This is a genomic window from Streptomyces viridosporus T7A, assembly GCF_008704515.1.
Taxonomy (GTDB): domain Bacteria; phylum Actinomycetota; class Actinomycetes; order Streptomycetales; family Streptomycetaceae; genus Streptomyces; species Streptomyces viridosporus.
The window spans coordinates 6,305,983-6,323,408 of the sequence record NZ_CP023700.1 but is presented as its reverse complement, the minus strand read 5'-3'; the positions used below and the strand labels follow the sequence as shown (position 1 = coordinate 6,323,408).

The following is a 17,426-nucleotide window of genomic DNA, read 5'->3' as shown; positions in this document are numbered from 1 at the left end:
GGTGTTCAGCGCCGCCGCGGATTCACCGGCCGCCGCCCGGGCACCTGGGGGGATGTGGTCATCCCCGTCCATGACGTGAATCCCGCGCGGCGCACCCCCTGGGTGACGTACGCGCTGATCGCCGTCAACTTCGCCGTCTTCGTGTTCCTCACCCCCGGGGTCTCCGGCTCGCTGACGGGCGAGGGGGAATCCCTCGCGCAGCTGTGCGACCTCGAGGCGTTCCTGGGCCGGTACGCGGTGGTGCCGCAGGAGCTGATCCACCACCGGATGCCCCACCTGGTGCCCACGGGCGCAACCGGGGTCGGGCCGCAGGGACCGGGCTGTGTGGTGGCGCCGCCGGGCTACACGAAGGTCCCCGAGCTGAGCGTCCTGACGTCGATGTTCCTGCACGGCGGCTGGCTGCACCTGCTGGGCAACCTGCTGTTCCTGTGGATCTTCGGCAACAACGTCGAGGACCGCATGGGGCACGTCCGGTTCCTGCTCTTCTACCTGGTCTGCGGCTACGCGGCCGCCTACGGCTTCGCCCTGCTCAACGCCGGCTCCGCCGCCCCGCTGATCGGCGCCTCCGGGGCCGTGGCGGGGGTGCTGGGCGCCTACCTGGTGCTGTATCCGAGGGCACGCGTGTGGGTCCTGGTGCCGTTCCTGATCTTCCTGCCCCTGCGCCTGCCGGCCTGGACCGTGCTGGGCCTGTGGTTCGTCCTCCAGGCGGTGTACTCGTCCGGCGCGGGCGTCACCGCCGCCGGGACGGTGGCGTACGCGGCCCACGTGGTCGGCTTCGTCGTCGGCATGCTGATCGCCTGGCCCTTCAAGCCGGGCACACCGCCCCCGCCCGAGCCGCGCGGCGCGCTCTACGGGAGGCGGGCCCGGCCGGGCTGGTAGGGCGCGCCCGCTACCGGTCCGGTCCCCCGTGGTCCTCGTGGGCCCCGTCGTCCCGGCGGTCGCGGTCGTCGGCCGGGGACGCGGGCGGCCGCACGGCCACCATGGCCACGTCGTCGTCGTTGCCGACCTCCGACAGGCCGTCGAGCAGGTCGTCGCAGAAGGCCTCCAGCGGGCGCCGGGCGGCGGCCGACGCGTGGTGGCGCAGCCGCTCCAGACCGGCGGTGAGGTCCTCCTCGCGGCGCTCCACCAGCCCGTCGGTGTACAGCAGCAGGGTCGAGCCGGGCGGCAGCGGTTCCAGGGCGCTGCCGTAGTCGGGGTACGGGGCCAGCCCGAGCATCGGGGAGCGGCCCCCGGTCAGGAAGCGCGCGGTGCCGTCCGGCTCGACCAGCAGCGGCGGGGGGTGTCCCGCGACGGAGTAGTGGAGCTGGAAGCGGCCGGGCGCCGGGCGCTCGACCCGGGCCAGGACGCAGGTGGCGGTGCACTCCTGGTAGAGGGTCTGCACGGAGACGTCCAGGCGGCGCAGGATCTCGCCGGTGGGTTCCTGGCGGTCGAGGGCGAGTCCGCGCAGCATGTTGCGCAGCTGGCTCATGGTGACGGCGGCGGGCAGGTCGTGGCCGGCGACGTCACCGATGGTGAGGACGGTGGCGCCGTCGCGCAGCACGAAGGAGTCGTACCAGTCGCCGCCGACCTCGGCGGCCGAGGTGCTGGGCCGGTAGCGGACGGCGATGTCGAGGCCGGGCACGTCCGGCGGGTCGGTGAGCAGGCTGCGCTGGAGGGCCAGCGCCACCTGCCGGGTGCGCTGGTACTCCAGGGCGTTGCTCAGTGGTGTGTGGGCCCGCTCCAGGAGCGTCTGCAGCAGGCTGATCTCGGGTTGCCCCAGGGGCGGGCGGTCGCCGTTGACGGAGGCGACGACCAGGGCGGCGGTGGTGCCGTCGACGACGACGGGGAGCAGGACGACGCTGTTGGCGTCGTGGGCCAGCCAGGGTTCGGTGCCGGGCGGGGCGAGGTCGGGCGGGGGTGAGCCGGGCGGGAAGACGGCGTGGACCGGGCGGCGCCGGTCGGCGGCGCGGGCGAGCGGGCTGCCGGGCCCCAGGTGCTCCGCGTGGTGCGGGGGCGGGCCGGGGCGGCCCTCGCGGGTGACGGCGGCGACGCGTTCGGCGGTGAGCGCGGTCCCCGGCGTGCGGTGCAGGGCCTGCGGGAGGAGGTACATGGTGCAGCTGTCGGCGATGTCGGGGACGATCACCCCGGTGAGGGCGGCGAGCATCTCGTCCAGCCGGGCGGTGTCGGCCGTGACGGCGGTCGCGCGGGCCAGCAGTTCCTCGCGGCGGGTGTTCTGCCACTCCTGCTCGATGTCGCGGCAGGTGCCCACCCATTCGATCACCGTGTCCTCGTCGCGGACCGGTGCCGCGTTGACGGCGAAGTGGCGGTAGCCGCCCTCGGCCAGCCGCAGCCGGTAGGTCTGGGCGAACAGCGGCCGCCCCTCCTTCAGGGCCCGGCCCCACGTCTCGAGGACGGCGGCGCGTTCGTCGGGGTGGACCGCGTCGATCCACCCGTCGCCGCGGAACTCCTCCCAGCTCTGCCCGGTCACCCGCTGCCAGCCGGGGCTCGGCTCGATGATCCTGCCCGCGGGGTCCGTCACCCACACCATCTCGGATCCGGCCCGCACCAGACTGCGGTAGCGCAGCATCGCGCGGCGGCGTTCCTCGGACAGGACGCGGATCCGCTTCGCGACGGTCACCTGGTCGGTGACCTCCACGATCACGCCCAGCACCCCTTGCCGGCCGTCACTTATCGTGGCGTGCGAGATGCTGAACGTGAAGTAGCGCGTTCCGGTGTCCGCCGAGTCCGGGAAGGACAGGTCGATGGGGACGGCCGTGAGCACCTCGGCCTTCCCGGTGGCGAACACCCGGTCGAAGATGTCGAAGTAGCCGGACTGCTCGAGGTCGGGAAAGGTGCGGCGGATGGGCCGGCCCAGCGGACGGTCGCCGAAGGTGTTCCGGTAGACGGTGTTGGTGTACGCGAGCCGGTGCTCCGGTCCCTGGGTGAGCACCACGCCGATCGGAGCGGGGTCGAACATCTCGAGCCTCATGGGGCCTCCAGCCGCCCGTGCCCGGGAGCGAACGTGGTGGGCGGTGTGTAGGCCCAGTACCCCACGTCCGGGGACCGACTCGCGGCCGGCGTCACCGGGGCCGCGGCCGGCCCCGGTGTCCGCGGTGGCTCAGCGGGCGGTGCGCGTGTGGACGTACTCCACGAGGTGGGTCAGCGCGTCCGCCTCGGTGGACGGCATCACTCCGTGCCCGAGGTTGAAGATGTGGCCCTCCAGGCCGGCGGCCGACTCCAGCACCTCCTGCGCCTTGGCCTCGACGGCCTCGCGGCCGGCGAACAGCACCGTCGGGTCGAGGTTGCCCTGGAGCGCCTTGCCGGGGCCGACGCGGCGGGCGGCCTCGTCCAGCGGGACGCGCCAGTCGACGCCCACGACGTCCGCGCCGGCCTCGCCCATCAGGCCGAGGAGTTCGCCGGTGCCGACGCCGAAGTGGATGCGCGGGACGCCGTGGTCGGCGACCTCGCGGAACACCTTCGCCGAGGCGGACAGCACCGAGCGCCGGTAGTCGGCCGGGGCGAGCGCGCCGGCCCAGGAGTCGAAGAGCTGGACCGCCGAGACGCCGGCCTCGATCTGGACCTTGAGGAACGCGGCGGTGATGTCCGCGAGGCGGTCGAGCAGGTCGGCCCAGAGCTCGGGGTCGCCGTACATCATCGCCTTGGCGTTCTCGTACGTGCGGGACGGGCCGCCCTCGACGAGGTAGCTCGCGAGGGTGAACGGGGCGCCCGCGAAGCCGATCAGCGGAGTGGAGCCGAGCTCGGGGAGCAGCAGGCCGATCGCCTCGGTGACGTAGGAGACGTCCTCGGGGGTGAGGTCGCGCAGCCGGGCGAGGTCGGCGCGGGTGCGGACCGGCTGCTCGACGACCGGGCCGATGCCGGGCTTGATGTCGAGGTCGATGCCGATGGCCTTGAGGGGGACGACGATGTCGCTGAAGAAGATCGCCGCGTCGACCCGGTGGCGGCGCACCGGCTGCAGCGTGATCTCGGCGACCAGTTCGGGGCGCATGCAGGAGTCGAGCATCCCGATGCCCTCGCGCACCTTGCGGTACTCCGGCAGTGAGCGCCCGGCCTGCCGCATGAACCACACCGGGGTGTGCGGCACCGGCTCGCGCCTGCACGCCTTCAGGAAAGGACTGTCGTACGTCGCGGTCGGCTGCATCCCCGCCGTCGGGCTTACGTTGGCACTCACACCGGCAAGTCTCGCATGGTCCTCCGGCGCCCCCGCACCTGGTCCTCCGGCACCCCCGCGCCCCGGGGCGCCCGGCGCCCGCGGGACACGATCCGGACACCGCGGGGCGGCGCGGGTGTCCCTCCCCGCGCCGGGCGCCCGTTCCGCTTAATCTTCCCCGCATGGCTGCGGCTCAGGGACGACTGTCGGACGGCGCTGGCGGAATGGACGAACCGAAGGGGACCGGGACGGATCCCGGACACGGGGGCGCACCTCCGCCGCCCTTCCGGGCCGCTGTCGACGCGCTGCGCGGCGCCCGGCTGCGGCCGCAGATCGAGGTGGAGCCGACCCCCGCGCCCAAGCGGCTCGCACCGTACGCGCACGCCCTGGAGGCGGCCGTCGTCGACGACGAGCAGGACGTGGCCGACGGCCGGCTGGTGCTGCTGCACGACCCGGCCGGTCACGACGCCTGGCGGGGGACCTTCCGCCTGGTGACCCTGGTGCGGGCCGAGCTGGAGCCGGAGATGGCCGCGGACCCGCTGCTGCCGGACGTGTGCTGGTCCTGGCTGACCGGCGCGCTCACGGCCCGGGGACTGGCGTACGACGAGCCGAGCGGCACGGTGACCCGCGCGAGTTCCCACTACTTCGGCGGGCTGTCGGCGCGGCCGGCCGCCTCGCAGATCGAGATCCGTGCGTCCTGGACGCCCCGGGAGGGCCGGGGCGGGGCGCCGGACGCGGCCGCCCACCTGGCCGCGTGGTGCGATCTGCTGGCCCAGGTCGCGGGGCTGCCGCCGGCCTCCCCCGGGGACTCCTCCGTGGTGACGCTGCCGCAGCGCCGGGGACCGCAGTCGCGGTGAGCTTCCCCTCCGGGTCCCCGGCAGTCCCCGACGCCGCCCTCCTTGCCGATCTCTTTGTCGATACGGCCACTTTCGGAAGCGTTGCGACGCGGAGCGAAACCGTTCGATCTTCGAATGATCGATCGCGCGTCCGAATTGCGCAGATTGTTACTCACCAGATCGTGATCATTCCCTAAAGGACACCAGGTTTGTTGCCGAAGACGACTGTGACCTTGAAAGCACGGTTAGTCCCGGCTTCACCCCCACGAGCCGGCCCCGTCCCGCACCCCAGGAGGCCTGGTGTCCGTTCTCCTCGAGCAGCCCGCAAGCCTGGTCGCCTACCGCCCGAACAAGCCGACCGCCATGGTGGTCGTGGCCGACCCCCGCGTCCGTTCCACCGTCACCCGCCACCTGTGGGCGCTCGGTGTGCGCGATGTCATCGAGGCCTCGTCCGTCGCGGAGGCTCGTCCCCGCATCGGCAACCCCCGCGACATCTGCGTCGCCGAAGTCCACCTGCCGGATGGTTCCGGCCTCACCCTCCTGTCCGAGACCCGCGCCGCGGGCTGGCCCAACGGCCTCGCCCTGTCCGCCGCCGACGACATCGGCGCCGTGCGCAACGCCCTCGCCGGCGGGGTGAAGGGCTACGTCGTCACCGGCACCCGCACCAACCTCGGGCTCCCCACCCGTCCCGGTGCCGCTCCCATCGGCGCCGCCGCCGCACGCCTGCACCGCCGCCCCCCGGGTGCTCCGAGCCACCCGGGCGGCTACCGCGAACTGTCCGGCCGCGAGGTCGAGGTGCTGCGACTGGTGGCGGAGGGCCAGTCGAACAAGGCGATCGGCGTCTCGATGGGCCTGTCCGCGCTGACCGTCAAGAGCCACCTCGCCCGCATCGCCCGCAAGCTCGGCACGGGCGACCGCGCCGGGATGGTGGCGGTGGCCCTGCGCACCGGCATCATCCACTGACCCCCGCCGCCCGCCCCTTCCTCCCCCGCCCCCCGTTCCCGCCCGCTGCCCCGGCCCGCCGGTTCACGGCGTGAACGGGACCGGCCGCGGCTCCCGCTCCGCTCTCCCCCGGGTCCGTGGACCCGGTCCTTCACCGCACTGACCGGTTTACGCCCCTCCGACGCCCGTCGACGGAACGTTCCGTCGACGGGCGCCTTCGTGACACGGATACCCTTGACAGGTGACCGACGCCCACGACACCGCAGCAGACAGTTCACTGCGAACCACCGGAGGCGCCCCTCCGGACGACGACGGATCTTCTGCTACGGAGGCGCCGATCCCCTTGCTCGAACCGCACGAGGGCATTCCGCCCGTGATCGCGGACGAGGCCGCCCTGGCCGAGGTGATCGCCGCCTTCGCCGCGGGCACCGGCCCCGTCGCCGTGGACGCCGAACGCGCCTCCGGCTACCGCTACGGCCAGCGCGCCTACCTCGTCCAGCTGCGCCGCCAGGGCGCCGGGACCGCGCTGATCGACCCCGTCGCCTGCCCCGACCTGTCCGCCCTGGGCGAGGCGCTCTCCGGCGTCGAGTGGGTGCTGCACGCCGCCACCCAGGACCTGCCCTGCCTGCGCGAGATAGGCATGCTGCCCACCCGCCTCTTCGACACCGAGCTCGCCGGGCGCCTGGCCGGGTTCCCCCGGGTCGGCCTCGGCGCGATGGTCGAGAACGTGCTCGGCTACGTGCTGGAGAAGGGCCACTCCGCCGTCGACTGGTCCACCCGCCCGCTGCCCGAGCCCTGGCTGCGCTACGCCGCCCTCGACGTCGAGCTCCTGGTCGACCTGCGGAACGCGCTGGAGAAGGAGCTGGACCGGCAGGGCAAGCTGGAGTGGGCCCGGCAGGAGTTCGACGCGATCGCCTCGGCACCGCCGCCGGAGCCCCGCAAGGACCCCTGGCGGCGCACCTCCGGCATGCACAAGGTGCGCCGGCGCCGGCAGATGGCCGTCGTCCGGGAGCTGTGGCAGACCCGCGACCGGATCGCCCGGCGCCGTGACCTCTCCCCCGGCAAGGTGCTCCCGGACGCGGCCATCGTGGAGGCCGCGCTCGCCCTGCCGGCCGACGCCCGGGCCCTGGCCGCGCTGAACGGGTTCGGGCAGCGCGCGGGGCGGCGCCAGCTGGAGCAGTGGCAGGCGGCCGTCGACCGGGCCAAGGCGCTGAGCGAGTCCCAGCTGCCCCAGCCCGGCCAGCCGGTGACCGGCCCCCCGCCGCCGCGCGCGTGGGCCGACAAGGACCCGGTGGCCGCGGCCCGGCTCTCCGCGGCCCGGGCGGGGGTCGCCGCGCTCGCCGAACGGCTGAACATGCCTCCGGAGAACCTGATCGCCCCGGACACGGTGCGCCGGGTGTGCTGGGAGCCGCCGCAGCCGGCCGACGCCCGGTCGGTCGCCGCGGTGCTGACGGAGTACGGGGCGCGGGCCTGGCAGGTGGAGCAGGTGACGCCGGTGCTGGTCACCGCGCTGGCCTCCGGCGCCGACCAGGGGGCCTAGGCGTGCCCTGACGGTCATGCGCCGAGCCCGACGAGCGGGCCGGCCGGAGGGACGGCGCCAGGGGAACGGCCGGACCGTCTCCCCTGCCGGGCGGCGATACCGCGCCATTCTCGCGGTGGTGCAGCGGCGTCCGGCGACGTCGCGGCGGTGAACGGCCCCGCGGAAGCCGCGGGGCCGTTCCCGGCGCCACGGCGGTGGACGCCGACGCCGCGCCCGTCCTGGCGGGGCCCCGGCCGTCCGGGGAAAGCCGACGGCCCCGCCCCGACCGGTCGACACGTGCAAGGCGGTGCGGCCGGGGCCCCGTGCCGGGCGACCGGTCGGGCCGCGTGCCACGATGCTGGCATGCGGGTCATCGTGGTGGGTGCGGGCCAGGTCGGCCACACCGTGGTCAAGTCGCTCGCCGAGGTGCACGAGTGCACGGTGATCGACGTCGACGAGGCGCGTCTGGAGGCCCTGTCGCACACCTACGACGTGCGGATCACGCACGGCAGCGGCACCCGGCGCGAGACGCTCCTCGAAGCCGGTGTGGCCGACGCCGAGCTCGTCCTGGCCTGCACGTCGCGGGACGAGGTCAACCTGGTGACCGCCATGCTCGCCCGCCGGCTGTCGTCGGCGCGGACGGTCGTGCGGGCCACCGGAATGGACTACCTGGCGGCCTGGCGGGCGGGCGATCTCGACGTGGACCTCCTCGTCTCGACGGCGTTCGAGACCGCGAGCGCCGTCGAGCGCGTCCTGCACGTGCCGGGCGCCCGGCACGTGGACTTCTTCGCCGGCGGCGAGGTGGTCGTGCTCGGCATCGACGTCCGCGAGGCGAAGTCGCCGTGGCTCACCGGCCGCCCCCTGAGCGCCGCGGGCCTGCCCGCGGCGTCGCGGGTGGTCGCCGTCGTGCGCGACGGGAACTGGATCAGACCGACCGCGCACGAGGTGGTGCGGCCCGGCGACTGGGTGATCGCGATGGCGTCGCCCGAGGCGGCGCGCACCTGGAGCCGTCTGGTCACCGGGGCCGATCCCGTCGACGACGTCGCGCTCTTCGGCGCCGGGCGCATGGGGACGGCCATCGCCCGGGTGCTGCTCGACAGGGGGATCTCCGTACGGCTCGTCGAGCCGGACGCGGCACGGGCGCGCGCGGCCGCCGGCGCACTCGACCGGGCGCGGGTGTTCCACGCGTCGGGCCTCGACCCGGCGTTCCTGCGCCAGGAGCGCATCGGTACGGCAGGAGCGGCGGTGTTCGCCGGCGGGGACGACTCGCGCAACCTGCACGCGGCGGTGCTCGCGAAGGTCCACGGGGTCGCACTGACGCTGACGGTCCTCGACGATCCCGCTGCCGCCGAAGTCTTCGAGGCCGCCGGCGTCGACGTGACGATCGATCCGGGTGACGAGACCGCCGAGAAGATGACCCGCTTCACGTTCGACGAGCGCACCCGTCAGATGGCGATGCTGGGGGACGACCGCTTCGAGGTGATCGACATCACCGTCCGGCCCGACAGCCGGTTCGCGCACGCCCCGGTCGACGCGCTTCCCGGGGCCGGCGTGGGCGCGATCGTCCGCGACGGCGCCGTGTTCTTCCCCGACGGGAAGGACGAGCTGCGGCCCGGGGACCGCGCCGTCGTCCTCACCGAACCCGAACGCGTCCCCGAGATCGAGCACGACCTGTGAGGCCCCCGCGCTCGTCGCCGCGTCCGCGCCGGTGGCGTCCGCGCGGACGCGTCGGCGTCGACGTGCGGACCGCGCTGGGCGTCGTCGGTGCCCTGCTCGCGTGGTTCGCGGTCGCGCTCGTCGCGCCGGCGGCCGTCGCGCTCGCAGCCGGTGAGCCCCCGTGGCCCTTCCTCGTCACCGGGCTCGCCGTGGCCCTGACGGGCCTGGCGCTCAAGCGGCTGACGGGCGAGCGGCCCCCGCTGGGCGTCCGGGAGGGGTTCCTCGTCGTCGTCGCCGTCTGGCTGCTCGTGCCCGCGTTCGGCGCGCTGCCGTTCGTGCTCGGCCACGTGCCGCAGCTCGATCACCCGGTCGACGCCTACTTCGAGTCGATGTCGGGGTTCACCGCCACCGGCGCGACGGTCCTGACCGACGTGGGCGCGCTCGGACCCGACATGCTGTTCTGGCGTCAGCTCACCCACTGGCTGGGGGGCTTGGGAATCATCGTGCTCGCGCTCGCGGTGCTGCCCCGGCTGCGCATCGGAGGCCGCGAACTCCTGCGCTCCGAGCTGCCGGGACCGGTCGAGGTGGAGTCGCTCGGCGCGACCGTCCGCGGGACCGCCCGACGGCTGTGGAAGGTCTACCTCGCGGTGACGGCGCTCGGCGTCCTGCTCCTGGCCGCCCTGGGGTGGGCCGGGCTGGACCGGCGGATGGACCTCTTCAACGCGTTCTCCTACGCGACGTCCGCCGTCTCCCTCGGCGGGTTCACCCCGGAGGCCGACTCGGCCCGGGGCCTCGCGCCGGTGACGCAGTGGGTGCTGTGCGGGCTGATGGCGGTGGCCGGGGTGAACCTGCTGCGGTTGTACCGCCTCGCCGCGCTGCGTCAGTTCCGGGCCGTCTCCCGCGACGAGGAACTGCGCCTGTACCTCGGCCTGCTCGTCGTGAGCACGTCCGTCATGGCGGTCGAGCTGTTCGTCGCCGGCACGGTGGCCGGACTCGACGGCGTCCGGCACGCGGCCTTCCAGACGGTCTCGGTGATGACCACCACCGGCTTCGCGACGCTGAACTGGTCGGACTGGGGAACGCTCGCGACGCTCACCCTGCTGGCGCTGATGTTCGTCGGGGCCTGCGCCGGGTCGGCGAGCGGCTCGATCAAGGTCGTTCGCCATCTCGTCCTCTTCCGCTTCGCCCGCCACGAGCTGGAACAGGCCGTTCACCCCGACGCCGTCCTCCCGGTGCGGGTGAGCGGCCGGGTGGTCGACAACCCCACGCTCCGCTCGGCGCTCGTCTTCGCCCTCCTCTACCTGCTCGCCCTCGCCCTCGGGACGCTCGGCCTCGCCCTCGACGCCGAGGCGAGCGCGACCGGAACCGGTGCGTTCACCGCGCTCGGCGCCGCCGCGGCCTGCCTCGGCAACGTCGGCCCGGCGTTCGGCGAGGTCGGCCCGTTCGGTTCCTACGCGCCGCTCGGGGAACTGTCGAAGGCGGTCCTCACCGCTCTCATGCTCCTCGGCCGCATCGAGATCGTTCCCCTGGCGGTACTGCTGCGCCGAGGCTACTGGCGCGCGTAGGCGGCCACGGCCTTCCGCGGCGCGCCTGCGGGCCCGCCGTCACTTCGTCGCCCCCCGCGTGAAGCCGTTGTAGATGAAGCGCTGGAGGAACAGGAAGACGATCAGGGTGGGCAGGATGACCAGGACCGCGCCCGCCGAGATCGTCTCCCAGTGCGCTCCGAAGGGGCCCTTGAAGCGGAACAGCGACGTCGAGATCACGCCGAGATCCTCGGAGGGCATGTAGAGGAAGGGGAGGTAGAAGTCGTTGTAGACGTTGATCCCCTTCACGATCACCACGGTGGCGATCGCCGGTTTGAGCAGCGGGAGGATCACCTTGCGGTAGACGGTGAACGCGCCCGCCCCGTCGAGCCGTGCCGCCTCATCCAGGGAGACCGGGATGGAGCGGATGAACTGCAGGAAGATGTAGATCGACACGATGTCCGTGCCCATGTGGAGCGCGATCGGCGCCCACAGGCTGTCGAACATCCCGAGGCCGTTGACGATCTGGAAGGTCGCCACCTGGGTGGTCACCCCGGGGACCAGCGCGGCGAGCAGGAACAGCGCGACCACCAGCTTCCGCAAGCGGAAGGGGAAGCGGTCGATCGCGTACGCGGTCATCGAGCCGATGAGGACCGTGCCGCCGACGGCGGCGACCAGGATGACGGCCGTGTTCCCGAAGGCGGAGAGCATCCGGCCGTCCCGGAACGCCGTCACGTAGTTGTCGAGGTTCAGCGGGTCGTCGGGGAGGGTGAGCGCCCCGCTGCCGTTCGCCATCTCCCCGGAGGACTTCAGCGAGGTCAGGAAGACCACGGTGAGCGGCAGCAGCACGACCAGCGCCGCGAGCACCAGCGACAGGTGGACGAGGGCGCGGGCCACGGTACGGCGGGTCATACGAGATCCACCTTCTCGTCGGGGACGATGCGCCGCTGCACCCAGGTGACCGCCAGGACGATCAGCAGCAGCACGACGGCGGCGGCCGAGGCGAGCCCCGTCTTGTTGAACTGGAAGGCCAGCTTCACGGTCTGGATCACGAACGTCTCGGTGCCGGTGGCGCCGCCGGTCATGATGTACGGGATCTCGAAGACCGACAGCGAGCCGGAGACGGACAGGATGACGCTCAGGCTCAGCACGGGCCTGATGCCGGGCACGATGATGTGCCGGAACTGCTGCCGGCGGCTCGCTCCGTCGATCTCGGCCGCCTCGTACAGCTCGCCCGGGATGGACTGGATGGCGCCGAGGAACAGCACGAAGTTCAGTCCCAGGTGGCGCCAGACGGAGACGCCGGCGAGCGAGGTGTTCGCGGAGAGCGGCGTGCCCAGCCAGGCGTGGTCGGTCTCGACGCCGAACAGGCCCAGCACGGAGTCGAGGGTGCCGCCGTCCTGGAAGAAGTAGAGGAAGACGAAGCCGATCGCCACCCCGTTGATCAGGTACGGGAAGAACAGCACGCCCTTGAAGAAGTTCCGGAAGCGCACGTCGAAGCTCAGGACCGTGGCGAAGTAGAGGGCGGCGACGATCTGCACCACGGACGCGGCGAGGTAGTAGCCGCTGACGAAGAACACCTCGAACAGCTCGGACCGGGTGAGGAGTTCGGTGTAGTTCCCGATGCCCGTGTAGGTCAGCTCCGGGCTCACGCCGTCCCAGTCGGTGAAGCTGTACGCGACCATGTTGGCGATCGGCGCGTAGGTGAAGGTCAGCAGCAGGGCCAGCGGTGCGATCAGGAACAGCCAGGGGGTGAGGCGGCGCGACAGCCGGGCGCCGCGCGGGGCGGGTGCCCGCTTCGGCCCGGCGGGGGCGGCCGGGAGCACCGGCCGCGCCGCCTCGCGGGTGGTGTCCGCCATCAGGGCTCCAGGGACTTCCGCGCCTCGGCCCACCGCTTCGCGAGGTCGCCGAGGAAGCCGTCCAGGCTGCCCTTGCGCGCGCCGCGGGCCAGGTCGACGAGGTCCTGGCGGTAGTCGGGCTTGTAGATGCCGACCTCGGACCGGTTGTCGAGGGACTTCACCTCGGCGCCCTTGGCGTCGTCGAGGTCGAGCAGCTTCACGCCCGCCTCCTCGTACGGCTTCAGCACCTCGGGCAGCGGGGCGTCCTTGAGCGGGGAGAGCGCCAGGTTGGCCTCGGCGTAGCCGGACTCGTCGGTGAACCAGTCGATCCAGGCGCGGGCGGCGGTCTTGTTGTCGGAGTGGACGTTGACGGCCTGCTGGTAGTCCGGCGAGGTCACCGCGCAGAACGCGCCGTCCCGCTGCGCCGGGAAGGGCATGAGGCCGATGTCGGCGGGGTCGGTACCGGCCTGCTTCGCGGCGTCCCGCATCTGGACGACGGCCCAGGAGCCGAGCCACATGGTGGCGATCTCGCCCCTGGCCAGCTTCGGCTTGGATGCCTCCCAGTTGGTGGTGGTCGGGTCCTTCTCGGCGAGGCCGCCGCGCACGATGTCGTACAGCAGGGTGTCGGCCGCGCGCAGGTCGGCGCCCTCGGCCCACGGGTCGCCCTCGGCGAGCTCGGTGGTGGCGGCCGGGTCGCAGCCGACGGAGCCGTTGACGTTGGTCCACTGGGTCAGCGGCCACATGTCCTTGAAGTTGGTGTAGTACGGCACCGCGTCGGTCCTCGACCCGATCGCCTTCAGGTCGTCGAGGAACTCGGCGGGGGTGGTGGGCCAGTCGGTGACGCCGGCCTCGCTCCAGACCTTCTTGTTGTGGACGAACCCGGGGACGACGCCGAGGGGGCTCTGGCCGTAGACCTTGCCGTCGACGGTGGAGTAGTCGGTGAAGCGGTACTTGGCGCTGCGCTCCGCCTCGCCGCCCAGGGAGGCGAAGAACCTCGGGTAGTCCTTCTTCTCGATCACCGCGGGGATCATCAGGACGTCGCCGTAGTTCTCGGTGTTCATCCGGATCTTGACCTCGCCCTCGTAGTCGGTGAGGGCGTCGAACTCGACCTTCACCCCGGGGTAGGTCCGGTTGAACTCGGCGGCGTACTTCTTCATCGTGCCGTCCTGCACCAGGTCGGTCCGGTGGGTGAGGACCGTGAGGGACCCCTTCACCTCGGACGGGTCGGCGGGCGCCTCGGCGTCCGCGCCCTCGGCGGAGCCCCCCGTGCCCGTGCAGGCGGAGGCCAGGAGGGCGAGGGCGGCGATCGATCCGGCGAGTACCTTGCGGCGGTTCATGTGCACCAGCTCCGTTCACGGGGCGGACGAGCACGGGTGGGATGGCTGGTTCGGCACTCTGGCAGCCCGTTACTGAACCGGTAAAGTCTCTATTGCGCCAACGATGCCAGAGCGTTGCCCGGATATTTCTGAACCGGTTAAGGAGTGCGCATGCGTCAGGTCACACCGCTCACCGACGGATGGAGTCTGCGCGAGGCGGACGGCTCGGGGGAGCCGCTCCCCGCCGTGGTGCCGGGGTGCGTGCACACCGACCTGCTGGCGGCCGGGCTGATCCCCGACCCCTTCCTCGGCCGCAACGAGACCGAGGTGGCGTGGGTGGGACGGCGGGACTGGACGTACGAGACGGAGCTGGCCGCCGGACCCGGCGCGCACGAGCGGACGGACCTCGTCTTCGACGGGCTCGACACCGTGGCGGAGATCCTGCTCGACGGCCGGCCGCTGGGCCGGGTGCGCAACATGCACCGTTCGTACCGCTTCGACGTGACCGGGACGAGCGGCCGGCTCGCGGTGCGGTTCGCCTCCGCCCACGACGAGGCCGAGGCGGTGCGCGGCCGGCTGGGCGAGCGGCCCGGTGCCTACGCCGAGCCCTACCCGTACGTGCGCAAGATGGCCTGCTCGTTCGGCTGGGACTGGGGGCCGACGCTGGTGACGGCCGGGATCTGGCGGCCGGTGCGGCTCGAGCACTGGTCGACCGCCCGGATCGCCCGGGTGCGCCCGCTCGTCACGGTCGAGGACGGCACGGGCCGGGTCGAGCTGGCGGTCGAGGTGGAGCGCACCCGGACCGGGGCGCCGCTCGCCGTCGAGGCGGTCGTCGGCGGCGTGCGCGCCCGCGCCGAGATCGGCGAGGCGCGCGGGACCGTACGGCTCGAGGTGCCGGACGCACGGCTGTGGTGGCCCCGCGGGTACGGCGAACAGCCGCTGTACGACGTGGAGCTGACGCTGCTGCACGGCGAGCGGGCGCTGGACGTCTGGCGGCGCCGGATCGGATTTCGCACCGTGGAGCTGGACACCTCGCCCGACGCGCACGGCACCGGTTTCACCCTGGTCGTCAACGGCGAGCGCCTGTTCGCCCGGGGCGTCAACTGGATCCCGGACGACGTCTTCCCGTCCCGGATCACCCGCGAGCGCTACCGGCGGCGGCTGGAGCAGGCGGCCGGCGCGGGCGTGAACCTGGTCCGCGTCTGGGGCGGCGGGATCTACGAGAGCGAGGACTTCTACGACGCCTGCGACGAGTTGGGGCTGCTGGTCTGGCAGGACTTCCCGTTCGCGTGCGCGGCCTACCCCGAGGAGCAGCCGCTGCGCGGGGAGGTGGAGGCGGAGGCCCGGGAGAACGTGGTGCGGCTGATGCCGCATCCCTCGCTGGTGCTGTGGAACGGCAACAACGAGAACCTGTGGGGCTTCAGGGACTGGGACTGGGAGCCGGGGCTGGCCGGCGACTCCTGGGGCGAGGGGTACTACCTGGGCGTCCTGCCGCGCGTGGTGGCCGAGCTGGACCCGACGCGGCCGTACACGGCGGGCAGTCCCTGGTCCGGGTCCTGGCTCCACCACCCGAACGATCCGGCGCACGGCACGCACCACTCCTGGGAGGTGTGGAACCGCGCCGACCACGCCGACTACCGGCTCCACGTGCCGCGCTTCGTGGCCGAGTTCGGCTGGCAGGCGCCGCCCGCGTACGCCACGCTGCGCCGGGCGCTGCCCGGGGAGGAGCTCGCGCCGGACTCCCCCGGCATGCTGCACCACCAGAAGGCGGAGGACGGCAACGGCAAGCTGGAGCGCGGGCTGGCCCGCCACTTCGCGGTGCCGACGGGGGACTTCGACCGCTGGCACTACCTGACCCAGGTCAACCAGGCCCGTGCGGTGGCGGCCGGGATCGAGCACTGGCGCTCCCACTGGCCGGTGTGCGCGGGCACGGTGCTCTGGCAGCTCAACGACTGCTGGCCGGTGACGTCGTGGGCCGCGATCGACGGGGACGGGCGGGAGAAGCCGCTGTACCACGAGCTGCGGCGGCTGTACGCGGACCGGCTGCTGACCGTGCGCCCGGACGGCGCGGGCGGGGGCCTGGTGCTGGCCGCGGTCAACCAGTGCGCACAGGCGTGGCACGGCGCGCTGCGGCTGCGGCGGATGTCCGTCGAGGGCGCGGTGATCGCTCGGGCGGACCCGGACCTGGCCGCCGGGGCGCGGAGCGTCGCCCGGATCGGCGTCCCCGCGGAGCTGGTGCCGTCCGGCCCGAAGGAGTTCCTGGTCGCCGACGCACCGGAGTCCCCCCGCGCGGGCGGGGCCGGGAGCGGGGAAGGGCTGCGGGCGCTGTACTTCCCCGTGCCGGACCGGGAGGTCGCCTATCCCCGGCCGGAGTTCGAGGTCGCGCTCGCACCGGGCGGGATCACGGTGACGGCCCGCACCCTGGTGCGGGACCTGCTGCTGCAGGCCGACCGGCTGGACCCCGGCGCGCGGGCCGACCGGGGGCTGGTGACCCTGCTGCCCGGGGAGCGGGTGACGATAGGGGTGCGGGGCTGGAAGACTCCGGACCCGGACAGCGCCCGCTGCGCCCTGTACTGCGTGGAGCCCACTCGATGACGGCATCGCCGACCCCCCGCGTCACGATCAAGGACGTCGCCGCGCGCGCCGGCGTGTCCAAGGGGGCCGTGTCCCTCGCCTTCAACCGGAAGCCGGGCCTGTCGGAGGCGACCCGGGACCGGATCTTCCGGGCGGCGCGGGAGCTGGGCTGGGCGCCGAGCCCGACCGCGCGGACGCTCGCCGGTTCGCGGGTGGACGTGGTGGGTCTGGCGGTCTGCCGGCCCGCCCGGCTGCTCGGTCTGGAGCCCTTCTACATGGAGTTCGTCTCGGGCGTGGAGAGCGTCCTGGTCGAGCGGTCCTGCTCGCTGCTGCTGCGGCTGGTGCGCGGCCAGGACGAGGAGGCCGGGCTGCTGGAGTCGTGGTGGCGGGGGCGGCAGATCGGCGGGTCGATCCTGGTCGACTTCCGGGCCGACGACCCCCGCCCGGCGGTGGCCCGGCGGCTCGGGCTGCCGGTGGTCGCCGTCGGGCACCCCTCGCTGACCGGCGGGCTGACCTCGGTGTGGACCGACGACGCCACGGCCGTGACCGAGGCGGTGCGCTATCTGGCGGCGCTCGGGCACCGGCGGATCGCCCGGGTGGGCGGCGCGGCGGCGCTCGGGCACACCGCGATCCGCACGACCGCGTTCGACGGGGCGGTCCGCGCGCTGGATCCGCCCGCCCGGGCCTGGCAGGTGGCCACCGACTTCTCGGGGGACGCGGGCGCGCGGGCGACCCGCTCGCTGCTGACCGCCGCGCCGCCGGAGAGGCCGACGGCGATCGTGTACGACAACGACATCATGGCGGTGGCCGGGCTGTCGGTGGCGGCGGAGATGGGGCTGCGGGTCCCGGACGACGTGTCCCTGCTGGCGTGGGACGACTCCCAGCTGTGCCGGCTGACCCATCCGACGCTCTCCGCGATGAGCCACGACGTGCACGGGTTCGGCGCGGACGTGGCGCGGACGCTGTTCGAAGTGATCACCGGTGAGGGGCCCGGATCGCACCCGGTGCCGACCCCCGTCCTCACCCCGCGCGGCTCGACGGCTCCGCCGAAGGTGTGACCTTCACCGCTTGGGGC

At 73.4% G+C, this 17,426-nt stretch carries 13 protein-coding genes; 8 read left to right on the top strand and 5 right to left on the bottom strand.

Going from position 1 to position 17,426, the window contains the following annotated elements; genetic code table 11:
* The first annotated feature begins 54 nt into the window (after window positions 1-54).
* Window positions 55-879: a rhomboid family intramembrane serine protease gene (locus CP969_RS29125; RefSeq protein ID WP_016824205.1), complete on the top strand. Its 825-nt coding sequence runs from the start codon at window positions 55-57 to the stop codon at window positions 877-879.
* A 10-nt stretch (window positions 880-889) separates the two neighbouring features.
* Here the strand turns inward: CP969_RS29125 and CP969_RS29120 are convergent, their stop codons facing one another.
* Window positions 890-2,968, bottom strand: coding sequence for a SpoIIE family protein phosphatase (locus CP969_RS29120; protein ID WP_016824206.1), 2,079 nt, complete (start codon window positions 2,966-2,968; stop codon window positions 890-892).
* Between the two features lie 129 nt (window positions 2,969-3,097).
* Window positions 3,098-4,168: a uroporphyrinogen decarboxylase gene (gene hemE / locus CP969_RS29115; protein WP_004981993.1), complete on the bottom strand. Its 1,071-nt coding sequence runs from the start codon at window positions 4,166-4,168 to the stop codon at window positions 3,098-3,100.
* Between the two features lie 203 nt (window positions 4,169-4,371).
* Between hemE and CP969_RS29110 the strand changes: the two genes are divergently transcribed.
* From CP969_RS29110 to CP969_RS29090, 5 genes are all read left to right on the top strand, one after another.
* Window positions 4,372-5,004, top strand: a complete 633-nt coding sequence (locus CP969_RS29110; RefSeq protein WP_016824211.1) for a DUF3000 domain-containing protein — start codon at window positions 4,372-4,374, stop codon at window positions 5,002-5,004.
* A 279-nt stretch (window positions 5,005-5,283) separates the two neighbouring features.
* A complete protein-coding gene (locus CP969_RS29105; RefSeq protein ID WP_004923664.1) occupies window positions 5,284-5,946 on the top strand; it encodes a helix-turn-helix transcriptional regulator in 663 nt (220 codons plus the stop codon).
* Window positions 5,947-6,166: 220 nt separating this feature from the next.
* A complete protein-coding gene (locus CP969_RS29100) occupies window positions 6,167-7,465 on the top strand; it encodes a ribonuclease D (RefSeq protein WP_004981996.1) in 1,299 nt (432 codons plus the stop codon).
* A gap of 342 nt (window positions 7,466-7,807) precedes the next feature.
* A complete protein-coding gene (gene trkA, locus CP969_RS29095; RefSeq protein WP_016824215.1) occupies window positions 7,808-9,121 on the top strand; it encodes a Trk system potassium transporter TrkA in 1,314 nt (437 codons plus the stop codon).
* 62 nt (window positions 9,122-9,183) lie between these two features.
* A complete protein-coding gene (locus CP969_RS29090) occupies window positions 9,184-10,665 on the top strand; it encodes a TrkH family potassium uptake protein (RefSeq protein WP_016824216.1) in 1,482 nt (493 codons plus the stop codon).
* Window positions 10,666-10,704: 39 nt separating this feature from the next.
* On the opposite strand, the gene CP969_RS29085 is transcribed toward CP969_RS29090, so the two are convergent.
* From CP969_RS29085 to CP969_RS29075, 3 genes are read right to left on the bottom strand one after another with little or no spacing between them, the layout of a single operon-like run.
* Window positions 10,705-11,535: a carbohydrate ABC transporter permease gene (locus CP969_RS29085; protein WP_016824217.1), complete on the bottom strand. Its 831-nt coding sequence runs from the start codon at window positions 11,533-11,535 to the stop codon at window positions 10,705-10,707.
* A complete protein-coding gene (locus CP969_RS29080; RefSeq protein WP_016824218.1) occupies window positions 11,532-12,482 on the bottom strand; it encodes a carbohydrate ABC transporter permease in 951 nt (316 codons plus the stop codon). The genes CP969_RS29085 and CP969_RS29080 overlap by 4 nt, the downstream gene beginning before the upstream one ends.
* On the bottom strand, window positions 12,482-13,798 hold the full coding sequence (locus CP969_RS29075; protein ID WP_016824219.1) for an ABC transporter substrate-binding protein: 1,317 nt from the start codon (window positions 13,796-13,798) through the stop codon (window positions 12,482-12,484). The genes CP969_RS29080 and CP969_RS29075 overlap by 1 nt, the downstream gene beginning before the upstream one ends.
* Before the next feature lie 150 nt (window positions 13,799-13,948).
* Between CP969_RS29075 and CP969_RS29070 the strand changes: the two genes are divergently transcribed.
* Entirely contained in the window at window positions 13,949-16,372 is a 2,424-nt protein-coding gene (locus tag CP969_RS29070; protein ID WP_016824220.1) for a glycoside hydrolase family 2 protein, read from the top strand.
* On the top strand, window positions 16,369-17,409 hold the full coding sequence (locus CP969_RS29065) for a LacI family DNA-binding transcriptional regulator (protein ID WP_016824221.1): 1,041 nt from the start codon (window positions 16,369-16,371) through the stop codon (window positions 17,407-17,409). Before CP969_RS29070 ends, CP969_RS29065 begins: the two co-directional genes overlap by 4 nt.
* Window positions 17,410-17,426 lie beyond the last annotated feature (17 nt).

What these genes read in the sequence shown, in the direction of transcription:
- CP969_RS29120 (WP_016824206.1), bottom strand. Translation starts at nt 2,968, where the DNA reads ATGAGGCTCGAGATGTTCGACCCCGCTCCGATCGGCGTGGTGCTCACC.
- CP969_RS29110 (WP_016824211.1), top strand. Translation starts at nt 4,372, where the DNA reads ATGGACGAACCGAAGGGGACCGGGACGGATCCCGGACACGGGGGCGCA.
- trkA (WP_016824215.1), top strand. Translation starts at nt 7,808, where the DNA reads ATGCGGGTCATCGTGGTGGGTGCGGGCCAGGTCGGCCACACCGTGGTC.
- CP969_RS29085 (WP_016824217.1), bottom strand. Translation starts at nt 11,535, where the DNA reads ATGACCCGCCGTACCGTGGCCCGCGCCCTCGTCCACCTGTCGCTGGTG.
- CP969_RS29080 (WP_016824218.1), bottom strand. Translation starts at nt 12,482, where the DNA reads ATGGCGGACACCACCCGCGAGGCGGCGCGGCCGGTGCTCCCGGCCGCC.
- CP969_RS29075 (WP_016824219.1), bottom strand. Translation starts at nt 13,798, where the DNA reads ATGAACCGCCGCAAGGTACTCGCCGGATCGATCGCCGCCCTCGCCCTC.
- CP969_RS29070 (WP_016824220.1), top strand. Translation starts at nt 13,949, where the DNA reads ATGCGTCAGGTCACACCGCTCACCGACGGATGGAGTCTGCGCGAGGCG.
- CP969_RS29065 (WP_016824221.1), top strand. Translation starts at nt 16,369, where the DNA reads ATGACGGCATCGCCGACCCCCCGCGTCACGATCAAGGACGTCGCCGCG.